The organism is Nitrosomonas sp., assembly GCF_019752095.1.
Lineage (GTDB): Bacteria > Pseudomonadota > Gammaproteobacteria > Burkholderiales > Nitrosomonadaceae > Nitrosomonas.
In genome coordinates this window covers 59414-77668 of the sequence record NZ_JAIEMO010000009.1, presented here as the reverse complement: position 1 = coordinate 77668, position 18255 = coordinate 59414, and the positions used below count along the sequence as shown (strand labels likewise).

Annotated in this window: 20 protein-coding genes and 1 tRNA gene; 1 reads left to right on the top strand and 20 read right to left on the bottom strand. The window is 44.6% G+C overall.

Going from position 1 to position 18255, the window contains the following annotated elements; all coding sequences use genetic code 11:
- Nucleotides 1-83: 83 nt before the first annotated feature.
- The 11 genes from ureC to queA form a co-directional block, all read right to left on the bottom strand.
- Nucleotides 84-1790: an urease subunit alpha gene (gene ureC / locus K2Q13_RS04210; RefSeq protein WP_292919412.1), complete on the bottom strand. Its 1707-nt coding sequence runs from the start codon at nucleotides 1788-1790 to the stop codon at nucleotides 84-86.
- A 32-nt stretch (nucleotides 1791-1822) separates the two neighbouring features.
- Nucleotides 1823-2131, bottom strand: coding sequence for an urease subunit beta (locus K2Q13_RS04205; RefSeq protein WP_292919454.1), 309 nt, complete (start codon nucleotides 2129-2131; stop codon nucleotides 1823-1825).
- Between the two features lie 34 nt (nucleotides 2132-2165).
- Nucleotides 2166-2468, bottom strand: coding sequence for an urease subunit gamma (locus K2Q13_RS04200; RefSeq protein ID WP_106706367.1), 303 nt, complete (start codon nucleotides 2466-2468; stop codon nucleotides 2166-2168).
- A gap of 97 nt (nucleotides 2469-2565) precedes the next feature.
- A complete protein-coding gene (locus tag K2Q13_RS04195) occupies nucleotides 2566-3513 on the bottom strand; it encodes an urease accessory protein UreD (RefSeq protein WP_292919411.1) in 948 nt (315 codons plus the stop codon).
- Between the two features lie 40 nt (nucleotides 3514-3553).
- Complete coding sequence (locus tag K2Q13_RS04190; protein ID WP_292919410.1) at nucleotides 3554-4921, bottom strand: hypothetical protein; 1368 nt, start codon at nucleotides 4919-4921, stop codon at nucleotides 3554-3556.
- Nucleotides 4922-5105: 184 nt separating this feature from the next.
- Nucleotides 5106-5534, bottom strand: coding sequence for a hypothetical protein (locus tag K2Q13_RS04185; protein ID WP_292919409.1), 429 nt, complete (start codon nucleotides 5532-5534; stop codon nucleotides 5106-5108).
- A gap of 328 nt (nucleotides 5535-5862) precedes the next feature.
- On the bottom strand, nucleotides 5863-6801 hold the full coding sequence (secF, locus tag K2Q13_RS04180; protein ID WP_292919408.1) for a protein translocase subunit SecF: 939 nt from the start codon (nucleotides 6799-6801) through the stop codon (nucleotides 5863-5865).
- Nucleotides 6802-6825: 24 nt separating this feature from the next.
- A complete protein-coding gene (gene secD / locus K2Q13_RS04175; protein ID WP_292919407.1) occupies nucleotides 6826-8904 on the bottom strand; it encodes a protein translocase subunit SecD in 2079 nt (692 codons plus the stop codon).
- 85 nt (nucleotides 8905-8989) lie between these two features.
- Nucleotides 8990-9448 (bottom strand): preprotein translocase subunit YajC, encoded by a 459-nt coding sequence (yajC, locus tag K2Q13_RS04170; RefSeq protein ID WP_292919406.1) that lies wholly within the window; start codon nucleotides 9446-9448, stop codon nucleotides 8990-8992.
- A 43-nt stretch (nucleotides 9449-9491) separates the two neighbouring features.
- Entirely contained in the window at nucleotides 9492-10577 is a 1086-nt protein-coding gene (gene tgt, locus K2Q13_RS04165; protein WP_292919405.1) for a tRNA guanosine(34) transglycosylase Tgt, read from the bottom strand.
- Nucleotides 10574-11608: a tRNA preQ1(34) S-adenosylmethionine ribosyltransferase-isomerase QueA gene (queA, locus tag K2Q13_RS04160; RefSeq protein ID WP_292919453.1), complete on the bottom strand. Its 1035-nt coding sequence runs from the start codon at nucleotides 11606-11608 to the stop codon at nucleotides 10574-10576. The genes tgt and queA overlap by 4 nt, the downstream gene beginning before the upstream one ends.
- A 118-nt stretch (nucleotides 11609-11726) precedes the next feature.
- Here queA and K2Q13_RS04155 point away from each other — a divergent pair.
- Nucleotides 11727-11813: transfer RNA gene (locus tag K2Q13_RS04155), tRNA-Leu, on the top strand.
- Nucleotides 11814-11841: 28 nt separating this feature from the next.
- On the opposite strand, the gene K2Q13_RS04150 is transcribed toward K2Q13_RS04155, so the two are convergent.
- The 9 genes from K2Q13_RS04150 to K2Q13_RS04110 are packed head-to-tail and all read right to left on the bottom strand — an operon-like array spanning nucleotide 11842 to nucleotide 18159.
- Complete coding sequence (locus tag K2Q13_RS04150) at nucleotides 11842-12366, bottom strand: DUF4224 domain-containing protein (protein ID WP_292919404.1); 525 nt, start codon at nucleotides 12364-12366, stop codon at nucleotides 11842-11844.
- A 6-nt stretch (nucleotides 12367-12372) separates the two neighbouring features.
- On the bottom strand, nucleotides 12373-12663 hold the full coding sequence (locus tag K2Q13_RS04145) for a hypothetical protein (protein ID WP_292919403.1): 291 nt from the start codon (nucleotides 12661-12663) through the stop codon (nucleotides 12373-12375).
- Complete coding sequence (locus tag K2Q13_RS04140; RefSeq protein WP_292919402.1) at nucleotides 12660-13835, bottom strand: hypothetical protein; 1176 nt, start codon at nucleotides 13833-13835, stop codon at nucleotides 12660-12662. Before K2Q13_RS04140 ends, K2Q13_RS04145 begins: the two co-directional genes overlap by 4 nt.
- A gap of 9 nt (nucleotides 13836-13844) precedes the next feature.
- Nucleotides 13845-14234, bottom strand: coding sequence for a hypothetical protein (locus K2Q13_RS04135; protein WP_292919401.1), 390 nt, complete (start codon nucleotides 14232-14234; stop codon nucleotides 13845-13847).
- The gene (locus K2Q13_RS04130) at nucleotides 14158-14358 is read right to left on the bottom strand and encodes a hypothetical protein (protein WP_292919400.1); all 201 of its coding nucleotides are present in this window, start codon (nucleotides 14356-14358) and stop codon (nucleotides 14158-14160) included. The genes K2Q13_RS04135 and K2Q13_RS04130 overlap by 77 nt, the downstream gene beginning before the upstream one ends.
- Nucleotides 14346-14813 carry a hypothetical protein gene (locus K2Q13_RS04125; protein WP_292919399.1) on the bottom strand — a complete coding sequence of 156 codons (468 nt, stop codon included), beginning with the start codon at nucleotides 14811-14813 and terminating at the stop codon, nucleotides 14346-14348. The genes K2Q13_RS04130 and K2Q13_RS04125 overlap by 13 nt, the downstream gene beginning before the upstream one ends.
- Nucleotides 14800-15411, bottom strand: a complete 612-nt coding sequence (locus K2Q13_RS04120) for a glycoside hydrolase family 19 protein (RefSeq protein WP_292919398.1) — start codon at nucleotides 15409-15411, stop codon at nucleotides 14800-14802. The genes K2Q13_RS04125 and K2Q13_RS04120 overlap by 14 nt, the downstream gene beginning before the upstream one ends.
- An 8-nt stretch (nucleotides 15412-15419) precedes the next feature.
- Complete coding sequence (locus K2Q13_RS04115) at nucleotides 15420-16610, bottom strand: hypothetical protein (protein ID WP_292919397.1); 1191 nt, start codon at nucleotides 16608-16610, stop codon at nucleotides 15420-15422.
- Between the two features lies 1 nt (nucleotide 16611).
- A complete protein-coding gene (locus K2Q13_RS04110) occupies nucleotides 16612-18159 on the bottom strand; it encodes a hypothetical protein (RefSeq protein WP_292919396.1) in 1548 nt (515 codons plus the stop codon).
- Nucleotides 18160-18255: the final 96 nt, after the last annotated feature.

Below are 18255 nucleotides of genomic sequence, written 5' to 3'. Positions count from 1 at the left end.
TGTGATAGCTACTATAAAAAATGAAAAAAACATTTTGCCTGTGTGATACCCGCCTAACAGGGCGAAGCAAAAAATATAATTACTTAAAATAGGAAGTAGCGTTGTGCCATCGGCAGTACGTCTTCAGCACCACAGGTCAATAATTGCCCATCAGCACGTACTTCATAGGTTTCCGGATCAACTTCCATCTTAGGCGTTGCGCCATTGTGAATCATATCTTTCTTGCGCAGGTTTCGGGTATCTTTAACCCCTATGATATCTTTGTCTAGTTTTAATTGATCAACCAACCCAGCATTTAACGCTGCCTGCGAAGCAAAAGTGAAACATGATGTTTTTATCCCACCACCATAGCCACCAAACATATAACGATAATGCATGGGTTGAGGCGTTGGAATCGATGCGTTGGGATCACCCATTAATGCTGCAGCGATCATCCCACCCTTTAAGATCATGGATGGTTTTACACCAAAGAACGCCGGTCTCCACAGCACCAGATCCGCATATTTTCCAGTCTCTATGGATCCAATCGCATGTGCAACACCATGAGTAATAGCCGGATTGATTGTATATTTGGCAATATATCTTTTTACGCGAAAATTATCATTTCTTGAGGTATCTTCTTGCAATGTGCCACGTTGTATCTTCATTTTATGCGCAGTTTGCCATGTACGCAGCACAACTTCACCGATACGCCCCATTGCTTGTGAATCCGAAGACATCATGGAGATTGCACCCATGTCATGCAAAATATCTTCAGCGGCAATCGTTTCTTTACGGATACGTGACTCTGCAAAGGCAACATCTTCTGGAATATTGGCATGTAAATGATGACACACCATCAGCATATCCAAATGCTCATCAAGGGTATTAACGGTATAGGGACGAGTTGGATTAGTCGATGACGGCAAAACATTTTCTTGGCCCACGACTGCGATAATATCCGGCGCATGGCCACCGCCCGCACCTTCTGTATGAAAGGTATGAATGGTACGATCTTTCATCGCAGCGATGGAGTTTTCCAAATAACCGCCCTCATTGATGGTGTCGGTATGGATAGCGACTTGCACATCATATTTGTCCGCAACATTCAAACAATTATCAATGGCAGCATAAGTTGTGCCCCAGTCTTCATGCAGCTTTAAACCGCAAGCGCCGGCAAGCACTTGTTCTTCTAAAGGTGTTGGTAGACTAACATTACCTTTACCAAAAAACCCTGTGTTCATTACCAAGCCATCTGAGGCTTGTAACATTGAATGAATGTGCCAGGGCCCTGGGGTACAGGTAGTTGCCGCCGTACCTACAGCCGGACCTGTACCACCACCAAGCATGGTCGTTATTCCGTTCATCATGGCATCTTCTGCTTGTTGCGGACAAATGAAATGTATATGCACATCCAGCGCACCCGCAGTAACGATTTGTCCCTCGCCAGCAATAATCTCAGTAGCTGCCCCTATAGCAATGGTAACGTCAGGTTGAATATCCGGGTTCCCAGATTTGCCAATGCCCGCGATTCTGCCATTCTTGATACCAATGTCCGCTTTAACAATGCCCCAATGATCAATAATAATTGCATTGGTAATAACAGTATCCATGACATCAGCATGATTACGTTGTGACTGGCCCATGCCGTCTCGAATTACTTTGCCACCGCCAAATTTCACTTCTTCGCCGTAGGTGGTGAAATCTTTTTCAATTTCTATAAAAAGCTCCGTATCGGCTAAACGGACGCGATCACCAGTCGTTGGACCCATCATATCAACGTAGGATTTACGGGAAATTTTTACGCTCATTTTCTACTCCTGTAAAATTATTGCGATACAAACTATTTAAGTTTGCCCATCACTTTTTGGTTAAACCCATAAACAATTCGGTCTCCCGCAAGATCAACGAGCTCAATGGTTCTTTCTTGTCCTGGTTCAAAACGGATAGCTGTCCCGGCCATAATATTTAGGCGCATACCGTAGGCAGCCTCCCGATCAAATTTCATGGCAGAATTAACTTCAAAAAAATGAAAATGGGAACCTATTTGTATGGGGCGATCTCCGCCGTTGGAAACGGTTATAGTTTTAGTATTTCTGCCGGCATTTAATTCAATTTCACGCGATTCAGTGAACACTTCTCCTGGAATCATTGGTACTCTCATGACGATCTCCTATTTTTGAGGATTAAACTATCGGATTATGCACAGTAACCAATTTAGTTCCATCCGGAAACGTTGCTTCAACCTGAATATCCGGAATCATTTCGGGAACACCCTCCATGACATCAGCACGAGTCAGTATTTTTTGACCGGCTGTCATCATCTCCGCAACCGTTCGCCCATCTCTAGCACCTTCCAATACTGCGCAGGTAATCAGTGCAACTGCTTCTGGATAATTTAGCCTTAGGCCACGTGCCTTACGCCTTTCAGCGATTAATCCGGCAGTGAATATCTGTAGCTTGTCTTTTTCTCTAGGTGTTAAGTCCATAGTTTTTCTCCTGAATAAAATAACATTTCAATTTTCTTAAGTTACTGCAACCGAATGACTCTTTTAGAAAAACACAACAATTCAATGATACATTGAATCAAGTATTCCACATACGCGGAACAATTCCAGCGCACCCAAGAATTTCTGGACGGAACAAACCCCACACACGCAGCATGACGTGCCGTGCAATCTCACTCGAATCACCTAAATAGCGAACCGCAATTACCGATTTCAGTTGGGATATACCAACTTGGCCCACACTTTTTGTAACTATCATTGCCTCTTCACGTGCCAAATCTATTAAAGACTGAGGCAGCGCTTTTCCAGTCAAAATGAGTGTAGCACAGACTGTTTTCCCAGATAATGTCAAAGGGCCACTCATGGCAGAGCTCTCGCCCAGGAGACGTATTTGCTCAAGCCAAATCATCTTTCCATTTCGTTGAATGCTAGTGCGCTGCTTGATTTGTCCGCTATTGAATGTTTCACCGTATGCGGTACGACCAAAGCATAATATTTCACAGCCCACATAAATTGCATCATCTTCCAGAATTACTTGATGATCGACGTCGACGTTAGCATTGTTGTAAAAAATAGTTTCCTGTGGCACCCATTCAAGAGAGCCACCTTTGCTTACGCTGACTCTAATTTTTTGATGTGAAACGCGACCATTTGCTTTGTACCATTTCGCAGCACCGGGTGTGGTTATTTGCGCACTTGCGGACGCACCAACTTGAGCCGAAATTTGTAATTGATCACCTCCTACGACTCCGCCCGGTGGATGAATAATTACCACATGACAAATCTTTTTGCTTTCTGGGTAAAAAGGTTTCTGTACCAACAAAGGGCCGAAATGATCCCGTTCCACGAGACGCGTTGTTCCATCAATCTCAGAAAACTTAAGCGACAATCTCGCTTGAAGTGGCTTGTGATCCGAATTCACAATTGAATCGGATATAGCAGCATCCGTTGCCTGCTGGGGATTATTCAGAATTGGAGAACTCCGTTGTTTGATTGCTGATTCTTCTGGATAAGTGGATAGCAGCATAATTTTTTCAGAATTTATGAGAAATGGTTGTAGATAGTCACTAAATCTGTAGTTGAAAAGAGATTTTGAAAACATCTTGCGTTGGACCTGAAACTCCGGGTGCGTAATTTAATCCTTTCCTCAGCAGATCTCCATGCTGATAATACGCTGATATACGTGCATTAAATCCGTCGATAATGTAATTCAGACCCGCTTCAATTTCTTCTCTATTACTGCTCTGATTAGGCTGAATGCTGGTAAATCTACCGTAAGGCTGAAAGTGTCCTACGCCAATTTTAGTCGGAAACATATAAAGACCTGTTACTGTCCACGACTTGCCATCGAACATGCAGAAACAATCACGATCAGAAAATGCGGCGGTCGAATAATTCGCGTAAAATTGTTTGTATTCAGCATTTACAGTAGTAACACCCATATTTTTAGGTAATACTTTTTCAAACAATAAGTCACCTGTAAAACCAAGAAAATCACTACGATTTGCAAACGATCCTGCGCCATTCTTTTGGTAAGACATACCAAACGCCAATGCTAAAATATCACCAGCTTTACCATAATACGTACTGGAAGTGTAGTAGCCTGGATTTTTTTCCGGATTCAGAAAATTATAAGTAACGCGCGCAGCTGTCAGTATAGTGCCGCCCGGATTCGGGCCCGCAGTTTTCGAGGATTCCAAACCACGAAAAACCCCCATTGCATAACCAAGTGTACCAGGAATAATGCCAGGCTCTAGATTACCCCAAAACGTTACACCGTCGTCACGACCATAACGGCCTGCGCCACCATCGCCAAATTTGACACTGAAATCTTGAGAAAAGAATGGTGTTTTGAATGCATCATGGGTGGCCTGAAAGAAAGGACCGCTTAATTCCCCCCGCTCTGTGGGTGCCAACATACGGCCTCCCCAAATATTGAAATAGCGGTTGTATTCGAATTTAGCTATTGCATCGAGGATGTTATACGACATTCTTGGATTTTCACCCGAAGCCGTATTGTTACAGAAAAAACATTCGGTATTGACCTCGAATTTGAAATGCTCATTAAACTGTCCATTGAGATAAAGACGCGCATTGTCGTTGCTGTAGGCACCATCTCTCAAATTCCCGGAATTTGGATTTTCCACCCATACGCCTGAGCCACGATACCCTGCACCTAAACTGATCCATCTGTGTTCATTCGTTTGCACTTTGAGCATTTTTTTAATGGGTGCAGTTGCACCCGCCATCGAAAATGCATCCGATGCAAATAAAATAAAAACGCTCATAAGCAAAGCCATCAGAAAAAAATGCATCCATACAGGGTTCGTCGTTCTTTTATTAGCTGTATAGAAACCAAGCTGACCAGGAACGATAAAAGATTCCAAACTTGTGTTGTTAATTTTTAGTTGAAAGTTGCTATTGCCTTTAAACATGATGTTGCCCGTCTCCTAATATGGACTACCCAAATTGGCTAATTAGCCTATCGATAAATGCAAATACAAAAAACAAGTGGTGCAATTCTCGCATAGGAATTCCTATGATCGCATTTTGTAACACTTTTAATAATTTCCGTATGAAATTTATTTACAGGCCATCAATTAATCTGATGAAATTAGGTTAATAGTTATAGTTAAAGATTGTATTCAAATGCTGTCTCAAGGACTCACCCGTTTGTTCTGAATATAACACTTGTAATCGTTCACCATTCGCTGCAAAAAATGCCAAAGCCGCCTGACCGAACCCATGACTGTCCGCAAACCGTTTGCCTTCTGGCGTATTGATATCAGCCACAATAAATGCAACACGCTCTTCGAAATCATCTCTGACTACATTCATGGCAGCCATGGTGTCAGTGCTTTGAAGTATATTGCCGTCATGCACCAATACAACCACGTTAGTCCCCTGGCCTATGACCGAAAGATCCTGTGAAAAACTTCGTGGCAATAAGCTCACTGCAATGAAGATCACCAGCAATATCAATGAAAATGTAATCAGTTTAGGCCAAATATTTTTCTTCTCCGGTGCAGCATTATTCGTTGTGGACATATTTTCTTTTCTCTCTCTTGGTTGTTAACAGCCGCCTGCCCGACTCAAGAAAATGTAGCGAGTCATGCAGAATAACGTGTGCAGATGGTTGTGATTTTGCGGGGAATAGCGAGATTATGCAACAAAAAAACGAGGAAATATGGACCGCAGCCTCTACTGGTGGAAGCTACGGTTTGCGATCTTGCATTTAACATCTGCTATCAATTTTTCTAATCAAAAAGACACAGAAAGAATTGAGTAGCAATCAATTATGAACAGATAATAAAAATATTCCCAACTATCTCAGCCTATTACAAGCTTATTCGGGGCGACAAGCGAGGAAACTTTCTTATACGACTGCTCCGTCATTTTCCAGTGGCTTTTTCTCTAGCTTAACTAGATCTTCGCGCTTGACACCAAGAAGCACGATGATAGAGCTGCCCACCATAATTGAAGAATAAATTCCAAATAGTATACCGATTGTCAAAGCTAACGAGAAATAATAAAGCACTTCACCGCCAAATAAAAGCATTGCGATTACAACCATTTGTGTACTGCCATGCGTGATGATTGTACGCGACATGGTTTGCGTGATCGCACTATCAATTACTTGTGTCACTGAAGATTTGCGAAGCTTACGGAAATTTTCTCGAATACGGTCAAAAATGACAACCGATTCGTTCACTGAGTAGCCCAGTATTGCCAAAACCGCAGCGAGGACAGTCAATGAAAACTCCCATTGAAAAAATGAAAAAAAACCGAGAATGATAATCACATCATGCAAATTAGCAATAATACCGGCTATGCCAAACTTCCATTCAAATCGTATCGCCAAGTATGCCACGATGCCTAATGAAACGAATAACAAGGCGAGAGCGCCATTTTCCAATAATTCCTGTCCTACCTGCGGACCCACAAATTCTACCCGTCTCATTTCAACTGAAGAATCAGCTTCTCGCAGTGCATCTAAAACAATTTCCGATAATTGGGCACTGGAAAACTCTGGCTTAATGGGCAATCGTATTAAAACTTCCCGCGAGGTGCCAAAGTTTTGCACGCTCGCATCCGGCATCTCAAGACCGACTAATACACCGCGTATTTTTTCCAAGTCTGCTGTTTGAGTATAGCCAACTTCAAGCACTGTCCCACCCGTAAAATCCACTCCCAAATTGAGTCCTTTTGTCGAGATAAAAAAGATTGCAAGAATAAATGTTACGATTGAAGCGATTGCCCCCGCTCGCCTCCATTTCATGAAGGGGATGTCACGCTCAAATCTAAATAATTCCATAATGGTATTCCTTAATGCGGGTTATTACTGTTTGGTTTTTTTGGTGTCAGCTGATTTACGTTTGCTTTTAGCTTTATTTTTAGCTATCGCTCTGGCTTTCGCCGAATCTTCTACTACGCTTTCATCTTCGTTTATGACTGATGTTTGACTGACGATATCCGGCTTTATACTACTCTCTTTAGTCTGTTCACTGCGTTTAGGTTCTGTACTACCTGTAGTTTTAGTAATTTCATTTTCGGAAAGAAGATCGGATTTTCCAGTCACTAAACTAGGTTCCGGCACCCAGGTTATCCCGATGGGAATATTGTCGAGTTTGCGAAGGCTTCCGTACATAAAATTAACCATACCCCTTGACACAAAAATTGCCGTAAACACGGATGTCATAATACCCAGGCATAGCACTACCGCAAAGCCCTTAACCGGCCCCGAACCGAACGCAAATAAGGCAATGCCGGCAATCAAGGTGGTAATGTTAGAATCCAGAATGGTGCCAAATGCGCGTTCATATCCTGAGTGAATGGCAAGTTGCGGGGAAGCGCCCGCACGTAACTCATCCCTAATACGCTCATTAATAAGTACATTAGCATCGATTGCCATGCCTACTGTTAGAGCCAGAGCCGCCATTCCAGGTAATGTCAATGTTGCTTGCATGATGGATAACAAACCAACCAGCAGCAGCAAGTTGAATGCAAGCGCAATGACAGAAATAACGCCAAATGCTGTGTAATAGGCCGCTATAAAAATGGCAACAGCGATAAATCCATAAAGAGTTGAATTAAACCCTCGGGTAATATTGTCCGCACCCAGGCTGGGGCCAACAGTGCGTTCCTCGATAATATCCATAGGTGCCGCCAATGCACCCGCACGTAATAATAGCGCGACATCCCGCGCTTCCAAACTGGTCATGCGTCCACTGATCTGCACGCGTCCGCCACCGATTTCCTCACGAATAACCGGTGCGGTAACTACTTCGGCTGTATTTTTCTCAATCAGCAGAATCGCCATTCTTCTACCAACATTCTCACGCGTTAATTGTTTAAAAATACGCGATCCATTGTTATCCAGGCTGACGTGAACTGCCGGTTGATTATCCTTATCAAATCCTGGTTGTGCATCAGTAATGCGTTCACCCGTGAGCAAAACCTGTTTTTTAACGAGAATCGGACTTCCGCCACGCTCTTGGTGCAGCTCTGTTCCAGCTGGAATTCTGCCACGCAAAGCCGCATCAAGGTCATGTTCATCGTCGACCATACGCACTTCCAGCGTAGCTGTTCGCCCCAAAATATCTTTTGCTTTGGCGGTATCTTGCACACCCGGCAATTGAACAATCACGCGATCTGCACCAGCCTTTTGTATGATAGGTTCAGCAACACCTAATTCATTGACACGATTGCGCAATGTTGTGATGTTTTGCATCACAGCCGAATCCTGCATGCGTATTTGAACCTCAGGCTTGATTTCAGCTATCAGATGATAGCGATTATCAGCTTCCTCTGTACTTAATGCGAAATCCGCAAAATTTGATTTTAATTCTGCTTCTGCTTTTGAACGTGATTCAACATCGCGAAACTTTATGATCAGTTTCTTAGCTTGCTTCTCAAGTCCGGTGTACGAAATCTTTTTTTCGCGTAATGTACTGCGAATATCGATGCTATAACGATCGAGTGATTTCTCAAGCGCTCCCTCCATATCAACCGCAAGCATGAAATGTACTCCGCCACGCAGATCTAATCCCAGATACATGGGCAAAGCACCAAGGTTTGTCAGCCATTGCGGAGAATTGGGCAGCAGGTTCAAGGCAATTATATATTCGTTACCCAGCACAGATTCAAGTAAGTCTTTCGCCTTCATCTGCAAATCGGTATCGGCAAAACGAACCTTAATACTGCCTTCCTCAAGTAAAATTCCATTCATTTCAAGGTCGGCTTGTTTCAATGTTTCTTCAACTCGTTGCAACAATGCGGTATCAGAGCTTGTAGAAATCCGTAAAGGAGAAATCTGTATTGCCGGAGATTCGCCGTAAAAATTCGGCAAAGTGTAAAGCAAGCCAAGTAGCAGTGAAACCGCAATAATGAGGTACTGCCAAAGTCCGTAGCGGTTCATGGGTATCAGTTAAGTATTAAGTAATGAGTAAAAAACAAACAAAGGCAGGAAGTTAAATAGCTAATTCCTTCCTTGTCAAACGTAATTATTTCTTTTCGATATTTTGATCAGCTTCAGCGGCAATGGCTTCTGTAGATTCGTCAGCAGCTTCAGCTTTATTACCTTCTGACGCAGCTGATTTTGTTTTTGTTCTAGGTGTTTTACTTTTAGGCTCAATACTCTTCAGCGTTCCTTTGGGTAGTAAAGTTTGCACCGAGGATTTCAGTACAGTGACCTCCATAGCTGGAGCAATTTCGATAATGACATAAGCTTCGCTGACATTGAGTATTTGCCCCAAAATACCACCATTGGTAATGACCTCATCGCCTCTTTGCAACTCTTCCACCATTAACTTATGTTCTTTGGCTCGTTTGGCTTGTGGACGAATGAGCAGAAAATAAAATAAGACGAGTATACCGATCATCGGTAATAAAGTGACCCAGCCGGCATCACTTTGGGCTGTCGAAGAAGCAGCCTGTGCAAATGCATCATTAATCAGCATCATATTCTCCCTTTATTAAAAGGGCACATATTAGCATGATGACCGCTTATGCCATAAATTCTTGTGCAAATTCTTCAAATCGCTGATTTTCAATAGCATCGCGAATTTCAGACATAAGCTGCTGATAATAAAATAGGTTATGAACAGTATTCAGGTGTGCGCCGAGCATTTCATTGATACGCTGCAGATGATGCAGATAGGCGCGACTAAAATTCTGGCAAGTATAGCAGTCACAATGTTCATCGGGAGGTGATGTATCCAAGCGATAACGGCTATTACGCAATTTGATGATACCATTGCGCGTATACAGCCAGCCGTTGCGGGCGTTGCGGGTTGGCAGCACGCAATCAAACATATCGATACCTTGCGCCACTGCATGAACAATATCCGCAGGGGTTCCTACGCCCATCAAATAGCGTGGTTTATCAGTTGGCAACAGCGGTGTAGTGTGTTTTAAAATCCGCTGCATATCTGCTTTGGGCTCGCCGACGGATAATCCACCGATGGCGTAACCGTCAAAACCAATTTGGTTCAAACCGGCAAGCGAATGCTCGCGCAAATGCTCATACATGCCTCCCTGCACGATGCCAAACAATGCATTTAGATTTTCATCGTGTGCTTGTTTGGAACGCTCCGCCCAGCGCAGGCTCAACTCCATCGATAGTTTAGTAGCGTTCTCATCGGCTGGATACGGTGTGCATTCATCAAAAATCATTACAATATCAGAATCTAAGATGCGCTGGATTCGCATCGATTCTTCCGGAGACAAGAAACAACTATCGCCATTGACCGGTGATTTGAAATGGACACCCTGTTCGGTGATTTTGCGCAACTCTCCTAGACTATATACTTGGAATCCACCTGAGTCGGTTAATATTGGACTATGCCAATCGATAAAGTTATGTAACCCTTGATGCGCCTCGATAACCTCTAATCCGGGCCGCAACCATAAATGAAACGTATTGCCTAGAATGATCTGCGCATGAATTGCTTGCAACGCCGCGGGCGACATGCTTTTGACCGCACCATATGTCCCCACGGGCATAAAAACTGGTGTCTCGATTGTGCCATGCGCCAAAGTCAGTGTGCCCCGGCGGGCTGCTTGATCGGTGGAATGCAGCTGAAATTTCATGAGTCTTTCTCAATCAGCATGACGTCTCCATAACTAAAAAAACGATATTGCTCTTTAATCGCATGTTGATAGGCATGGCGAATATTCTCCATACCGGCAAAAGCCGAAACCAACATAAGTAAAGTTGAACATGGCAGGTGAAAATTAGTTAATAATCGATCAATTATTTGGAAGCGATATCCCGGCGTGATAAAAATACGCGTATCGCCATAACCCGAAACTAACCCACCCTGATGAAGGGAAGCGCAGGCTTCCAGTGCTCTCAGAGATGTCGTGCCAACCGCGAGAATACGTCTGCCTGACAATTTGGCATGCTGGATTGCCTCAACAGTGGTTTGTGGAATGTGATAAGTTTCACTGTGCATCGTGTGATCGGCAATATTTTCAACACGCACCGGCTGAAATGTTCCTGCGCCCACATGCAAAGTGACATAGGCAATGATTACACCGATAGTTCGCAATTGTGCCAGCATATCGATATCGAAATGCAAACCGGCAGTTGGTGCCGCAACAGCTCCGGAGTTTTTGGCATAAACCGTTTGATATCGTGCCTCATCAGTCATTGTAGCGGGACGTGCAATATAGGGAGGCAGCGGTAATCGACCATAACAATCCAATAATTCTACAACGGTTTTTTCATGATCAAAGCGTAACGTATAAAATTCTTGCTCACGTGCAATTACGGTTAATGGAATCGCATCAGCCAGAATGAGTTGCGAATCCAGTTTCGGCGCATGACTGGCGCGGATTGTTGCCACAGCATGACGGTCGTCCAACACGCGCTCCACCATTACTTCCACTTTGCCCCCACTGGCTTTTTTACCCAGCAGACGCGCTTTGATCACTTGCGTATCGTTAAAAACCAAAACATCCCCAGCTCGCAAGAAATTGGAAAGATTCGCAAACAAAGCATCCTGCCAATGATTTTTGATACTATCCAGATAGAGTAAGCGACTGCCACTACGTTGTTCAGCGGGAAATTGTGCAATCAGTTCGGGGGGCAGATAAAAATCAAAATCCTGAGTCTTCATGCTACATATTATACCGGCGCGATTGGTTTTCCGCCCATGCTGCTTGCTGTACGCCAGGTTTTCAGTGATAATTGCGCCTTCTGTTTCTTCAAGCACTCAAGAACAGTCAAATAGCTGGGCCGAGATGGCGGAATTGGTAGACGCACGGGACTCAAAATCCCGCGATGGTGACATCATGGGGGTTCGATTCCCCCTCTCGGCACCAAGTAAAATCAAATAGTTGCATGTCATTTTTAAGAAATAAATAAGCCATTCAAAAAACTCTTTTGCGGAACGTTCCGCCATTCCACAATTAGTTGACCGCACAAATTTGGCTTAAGCCCTTTTTTTAATTTTTTCTTATTCATTCTTGGAAACAACTTCTCTATATATTTCCTCTCCATTAGCAGCATATTTTCTCTTTTAACTTCAAGATAATAATAGGAATCAAATAACATTTCATCATTTCTCAAATGATTTCCTATTCTTTCAACTAAATTTATCGACTGCCCAACATATACAATTTCCGAACCACACAATAAAAAGTATATTCCGCACAATGGCTTAACAGGCTTTGATCTTCTTATGATCTGAACTCTAGTAAGTAGTCCGTCATCATCATTCGTACTATCTTCAACCTGGGTTTTAAATACAACCGGCTTCTTTGACCCGTTTATGATAAATCGGATATTATTTTCTTTTAGCCACTTTATTTGCTTTGAAGGCAATACATTGCCGGTTAGATCAACCAATTCTCTTTCTGAATAAAATAATGACATCGTTTTCTATACCACCAAAATATATTCGGGATTCGATGTAAGACCGCGAATATTACCACTCTCTGTGGCGGTTATTCTAAGCGCATAAGAGCCGGTCACGGAAAGCAAGTTATCCTCAATCCGAAGATTAACACTATCCCCAACCTTCGTGATACTGCCATCAGCAAGCGTGAAGGTTATTGCAGCCCCAGATTGAGGTTCCAAAGAAATCGACATAGCAGTAATATCAGCAACATCTATTCCGGTCACGTTTATAGTTAAATCAACGTCCGTATTCTTAAATATTTTTATGCTCATATAGTGGCCTGTATTGTATACGATTCGTATGTTGCTGATATTTCATGATGAGGAAGCGTGGCATTGATTGATTGCGTTTGATAAGTTGCAACGATTATTCCTGATGCAACAATCTCACCGTTTCTCGATCTGCCCGAGATACTTGATCCTTGACCGAATAAATCACCAGCGGCGCTGTGAATAGCAACCGAGTCAGATCGGTCAGCATCACCGCTTAATAGTGCGCCCTGCCCGACCAGATCGCCATCCGCATGATACGACCGGTATCTTACTGCAACTCCGTCTACGACTGAGCCTTGCCCGATTAGGTCAGCATTTGATTCATGCGATCGATACCGTGCAACATCACCACTGATATTACTTCCGCTCGCTACCAGATTACCGGATGCGTCATGATGCCTGTATCGTTCTGATACACCGGATAACTGGGAACCCTGTCCGGATAAAGTGCCGCTTATTGTATGCTTGGCTCTATGCGTAGCTATTCCGGCAACGACTGCAACCTGGCCAGCTAGTGATCCGCTCGCTGCGTGTGTTACGGCCGCTTGCTTGAATGTGGCGACAGCAGCAACCCAGGTTTGCGCACTATCAATTTGCGCGGTGTAATCAACCGATGTGGCTGCGTTTGCAACCTGGGCAGCCAGTACGGTAGTGTTTCTGGATGCCGTTGTGCCGCCGGTCGATTGCGCTGTACCAATCGTGCTTTGACTCTGGCCGAATACGGTAAAATTAACTGTGTCTCGCGAACTGAACAGGTTAATCACAAGCTCGTTTGCTTGCGATAACGTGCCGGTTGCCCCGGTATTTAATGTTATACCAGCGACACCACTTGATCCGTTTGCTTTATCCAGAGGCGTCGCATGTATGCCCGACCATTCGCTTGCCACCCCACTCGCTTTCTGACTTCCAGATAAAGTGAATTGTGCTGCGGTTGGTTCTGATGACCCGGCAATCTTGTAATAAATGGCGCCGTCAATATTGGTGCCATTGCCTGTACTCGCAGCAAGATTCCAGCCGGACGGCGCACCGGTTACCGTTACATCGCCACGCCAACAAAACCCAGCAACAAGCAGATTACCTTGCGTCGGAGTATTCGGATAATTGAATGTGACAGTTGTTGACTGACCAGCGCCTACGCTATTGCGCTGCGCTGTTAATTCAGTTATTGCCACCGATTTTCTCTATGCAGACAATGCAGTATAAGTAAGACTAGATACTTCGACCGTATCACCTGCCGCAATCGTTAGCCCACCAGTCATATTGATATCCGATCCGGATGCACCGACTGCGCAGTGAATAACCACGGTACCACCCGAAGTTTCAAGCGTTGCATTAGCTACCTCCGATGCATTTCCGGCCGCATTGGTGTCTGATGTGATTGCATTCGCCGTAGCCGTTCCGCTTGATGCATCGCCGAATGCATCCTCTGACAATGGCAAAGTTGCAACCACCGTGCCAGGCGCACCGATATTGCCAGCCAGTCTTAATTTTAAATTACCCGATACCCCTATCAGGGCTGTTACCGCATCCGTTGCCGCATTGCGCGCTGCTGTCGAGTGTGTTACTGCCATGCTGTTCTCCTAAATTATCACTGATTTTTCCAACCACATCATACATCTCAACATTTCCGGTGGCCGCTCGAGTTATCTTTAATCTAAATTTAAGCTCGCCTTCCTGACCGTTTAAATCCGACATATCTTTTCTCCAATGCCGGGCAAGCTATTTCCCTGATGCGCATATCTAGCGCCAAACAAATCCACCACAGTAAAATAGTAACCTCCACGAATCTTGCGCCAGTGATTGAGCAAAAATATTTTCAGTGATTTTCCTGCGGCCGGTTGCGACACAAGATCACCCAGCAACCAATCCAGATTGATACGGAACTTAACATCCAACAAACCGAGCGTAATCAACTGATACCCACCATCGTGCGGCAAAGACGCAATAATGCTGCGCTCGGTATGTATCGCCGGGAAGTTAGGTCCGTTCCATGCGTATCCCTTTTCAAGAATCATCAGACCGTTTTTTAGCAACGACACGTACTCTGTAATGATGTCCACATCCAGACGGATCGAAGTCTGCACAAACACCCGCTCGGTCAACTGATATTTATAGTTCCCAGTTCTGAAACTGACTTTACTTATTATCATTTTTTAGCAGGCCATTGAAATGGTGAAATTTATTTAGACGATCTTCCAGTCCGTTGTAACCACCATTAATTTTCTTGGTGATTTCAGTGACAACCATCTGGTCATCGCCCTTGTCTGCTAGATCATTGAGTCGATTGGAATTCCAGAACCATCCCGCGCTAAATAACGGATACTTTGTAGCCACCAAGTCAGGATTGACAATCACATTGTCTGGAACCGCCAACTGGAACGCAGCGTAATTATCTTTCCCGGTCAACTGAATGTATCCTCTGCCGCGATATATCCAACCTTCTCCGGTTGCTTCACTGCCATTTCCCATCCTGTTTGCATACACCCTGCTAGCTATTTTCTGCGGATGGCGCGCATATAATTTAGCCAGATCATCGGGGAAATATTTCCTGAATACTCTCTTTAAACCATCCTCAGAATAATTGAGATTTTCTTCACGATCTGAGAAGTAGTTTGATTCGTGGGCTACTTGTGCCAGGAAATGCGCCAAGCGGAGTCGATTATTCAAGCCAAACCTGGTTGCTGTATCCAGCAATTCATCAAAAACAGATTCAGGAATTACACCTCGTAACGATGAATAATTAATCATCTTAGCCTCTACAAATAAAACGAAGGGAAAGTATCCATCGGGCGCTCAGAGGTTCTATTGGCCAACAGCAAAGGCAATATCCTATCCCGCCACGTGGCGCCACCAGTTCCCGACACTGTGGCAACCACATGCCAAAGAATTATGTTCACTCCCCTTGCCCTGGCTTCTTGTGCGAGTTGTGACGCTGTTCCTGGTGGCGTTGGATTTTGCTTATCGCCGTTGCTGGAAAATAGAGAGCCGCCGTTTGACATGTTCGTGACGCGCGGCGTGATTCCTACCATAGCGTCAAATGCGTCATAACTGGTGTTAAGCGTCTGTCCGACAATTCCTGACCGCCGGTAAAAATCCTGCTCATGTCCACCGATGCCATATTTCAGCATTTCTGATTGCACCGTAGGATTAAATTCAGCCTGGTCAAAAATACTCAGAATCCCCGCAGCAGGAAAGTTCGTCATCCACGTGAGCGGAGTTGTCGAGAAATAAGGCTTAGCTTCAATAATTGCATTGAGCCATCTCCGAAAAAAAGCATCGACTAAAGGGACGCTAGTTTTAGGGTCCACAGTAGTCATGCCCGTGCCGACACCGGCCAGCTGTGATGTCTCGTTAATGATAATGCCGACAAAGTTTGGATCTGGATCGTACCGCTGGCCAACTGCAATTAGCATATCTCTATACTTATCAGCAACGCTTTTCACCCATAACTTAGCCTGGAATTGCTTTCCGGTAATAACACCCTGAGCATTAGTTAAATTAGCGCCTTTATATTCTCCGTTTTGTGACTCACCTGTGCCACCATTGAGAATATCTTCACCCGTTGTTCCGGCGTAATCAGTCCCGGCAGCAGATGTCATGTAGGCAGGAACCGATGGACTGAACCCACCGTAAGTGCGGCATATGATCTTAATGATGACCTTACAACCAGCAGCAATCGCTATTGCAGCTTTATTGTCGATCACTGCCCAGTTGTATACGCCGGGAGCCGTCTCTAAATCGTTCCACTGAATCTCCAGTTGGATATGTGGAGCCGGAGCACCTGCCGCAACAATTGCCGGGATGTCAATATTAAATAACTGATCACGGCTTTGATTGCTTGACCACATACCAGGTGCCATCCAAATACCATGTCCAGGATGCCATTTCAAAGGCTGCGCCGCTATCGATGTTGGTAGCTTGACGTAAGATTGAGAAAAAGGATTCATCTTACGACTCCCACACTGCTCGAATGTCGTTGAATGTGATTGATTCAGTGCCAATTGGCGTTGTAGAATTACCAAGCAGGGCTTTTAATATCATGGTTGTTCCAACAGCGGTATTAAACGTACCCTCAATAGGAACAGATCCGCTCGTAGATTTTCCACCAACAAACGCTAGGCCAAGCGTAGACTTCCTCAATGTGTTGCTATTCAGATTAATGATCGTTGGGCCATGAAAAGACGCGTCATTACCAGATGTATTGTCATTCCTGTTATAAAACCGGACACCTTCCCAGTCAATTATCGTTCGCTTGGTTTCAGTGCTGTCGTTGTAAAGGCTGGCAATTAACAGTTCGATGGATGATTGCGTGGTCAGTGGTGGGATGTGTATTGTCTGCACTACAATTTCATCGGTTGCGTTGCCTCTAGCTACTGTTGGTACTCCAAGACCGGCACCATACGTAACATCTTGAAGATCATAAGTGCTTGCGCTGACATAAGTGAATCTATACAAACCGGCTGTCCATGTGCCTCCGCCTGATATGTAAATTTTGCCGTTATTCTGGCCAGACGTTAATCCATGTGCCGCAGCAGTAACGCGCACCTTACCCGATCCATTATCTGCGATTGCACTAGCCAGCGAAGCCGGAGCGATGACAGTAGTTGGATTGCCTGATCTGTAAACAATAGCCCTGCGGTTTACCGGCCACCATTCCGAGCCGTTTGCATAAACAAAACAATCCTGCGCTGCAACGTAATAAACATTGAGCGGGACCGTGGTAGGATCAGGCAATACAGAAAAAGTGGCAACCTCAGTTGTGCCAGATTTGTCGACACCATCAACCATTAATCTGCCGGTTACTGGATCGATCGCTATATTGCTGAATCCCATAATCTGGAACACGCAGGTATCATCTTGCGTGAATGATGACGACGACATTGATAGATTGGTTATTGATACCGTGAACCAATCTGTATTGTCCGTCGGCACACTAGTAAACTGAAAAACCGCAAGAGCACCAGAGACCGGAGAGTCAATTTCTAATACAAACTTAGCGCCGCTTGGTATGGTGCTAATCAATCCAGTCAAATCAGTGCCGGATGGAGAAAGTGCGCTGATATACATTGCAGTTGCAAGCGCCGGGTTTGCATTATTAAATTTTACAATCCCCTGTCCTGGGTCTGTTGCTGCCGTATCTGAACTGTAAACAACAGAGAAACCCCCATTCTTTCCGTCCAATCCATCCGCACCAGGTATGCTCGTACCAGGCAATCCCTTTCTGTGAAACCATAATCCAGCAAAATCAGCAACGGTCAGAACTGCATCAGGAGCCGCAACCTTGACCGCCACATACTCAAGCTCAGTGCTATTCGCTAAGGTAAACCCTGTGCCGTTTTGATCAGAAGCGTAGGCATAAAAAGGAACCATACCGCTACCAGAACCAATTCCAAGATCAATCGGGTTCCCGTCTCCGTCAACTAAAGCGCCGCCCAAAAGGCGAACAAAATCTTCTTGCAGTATTTTGCGGATTACGTTTTCTAAAAGTGTGGCCATGCTATTTGCTCTCCTTGATGTTGATCGCCCAATCTATTAATCCCTCATGCCGCGCCTGGCATTCGTAGTACATCTCTGATCGCTGCACGCTGTTGC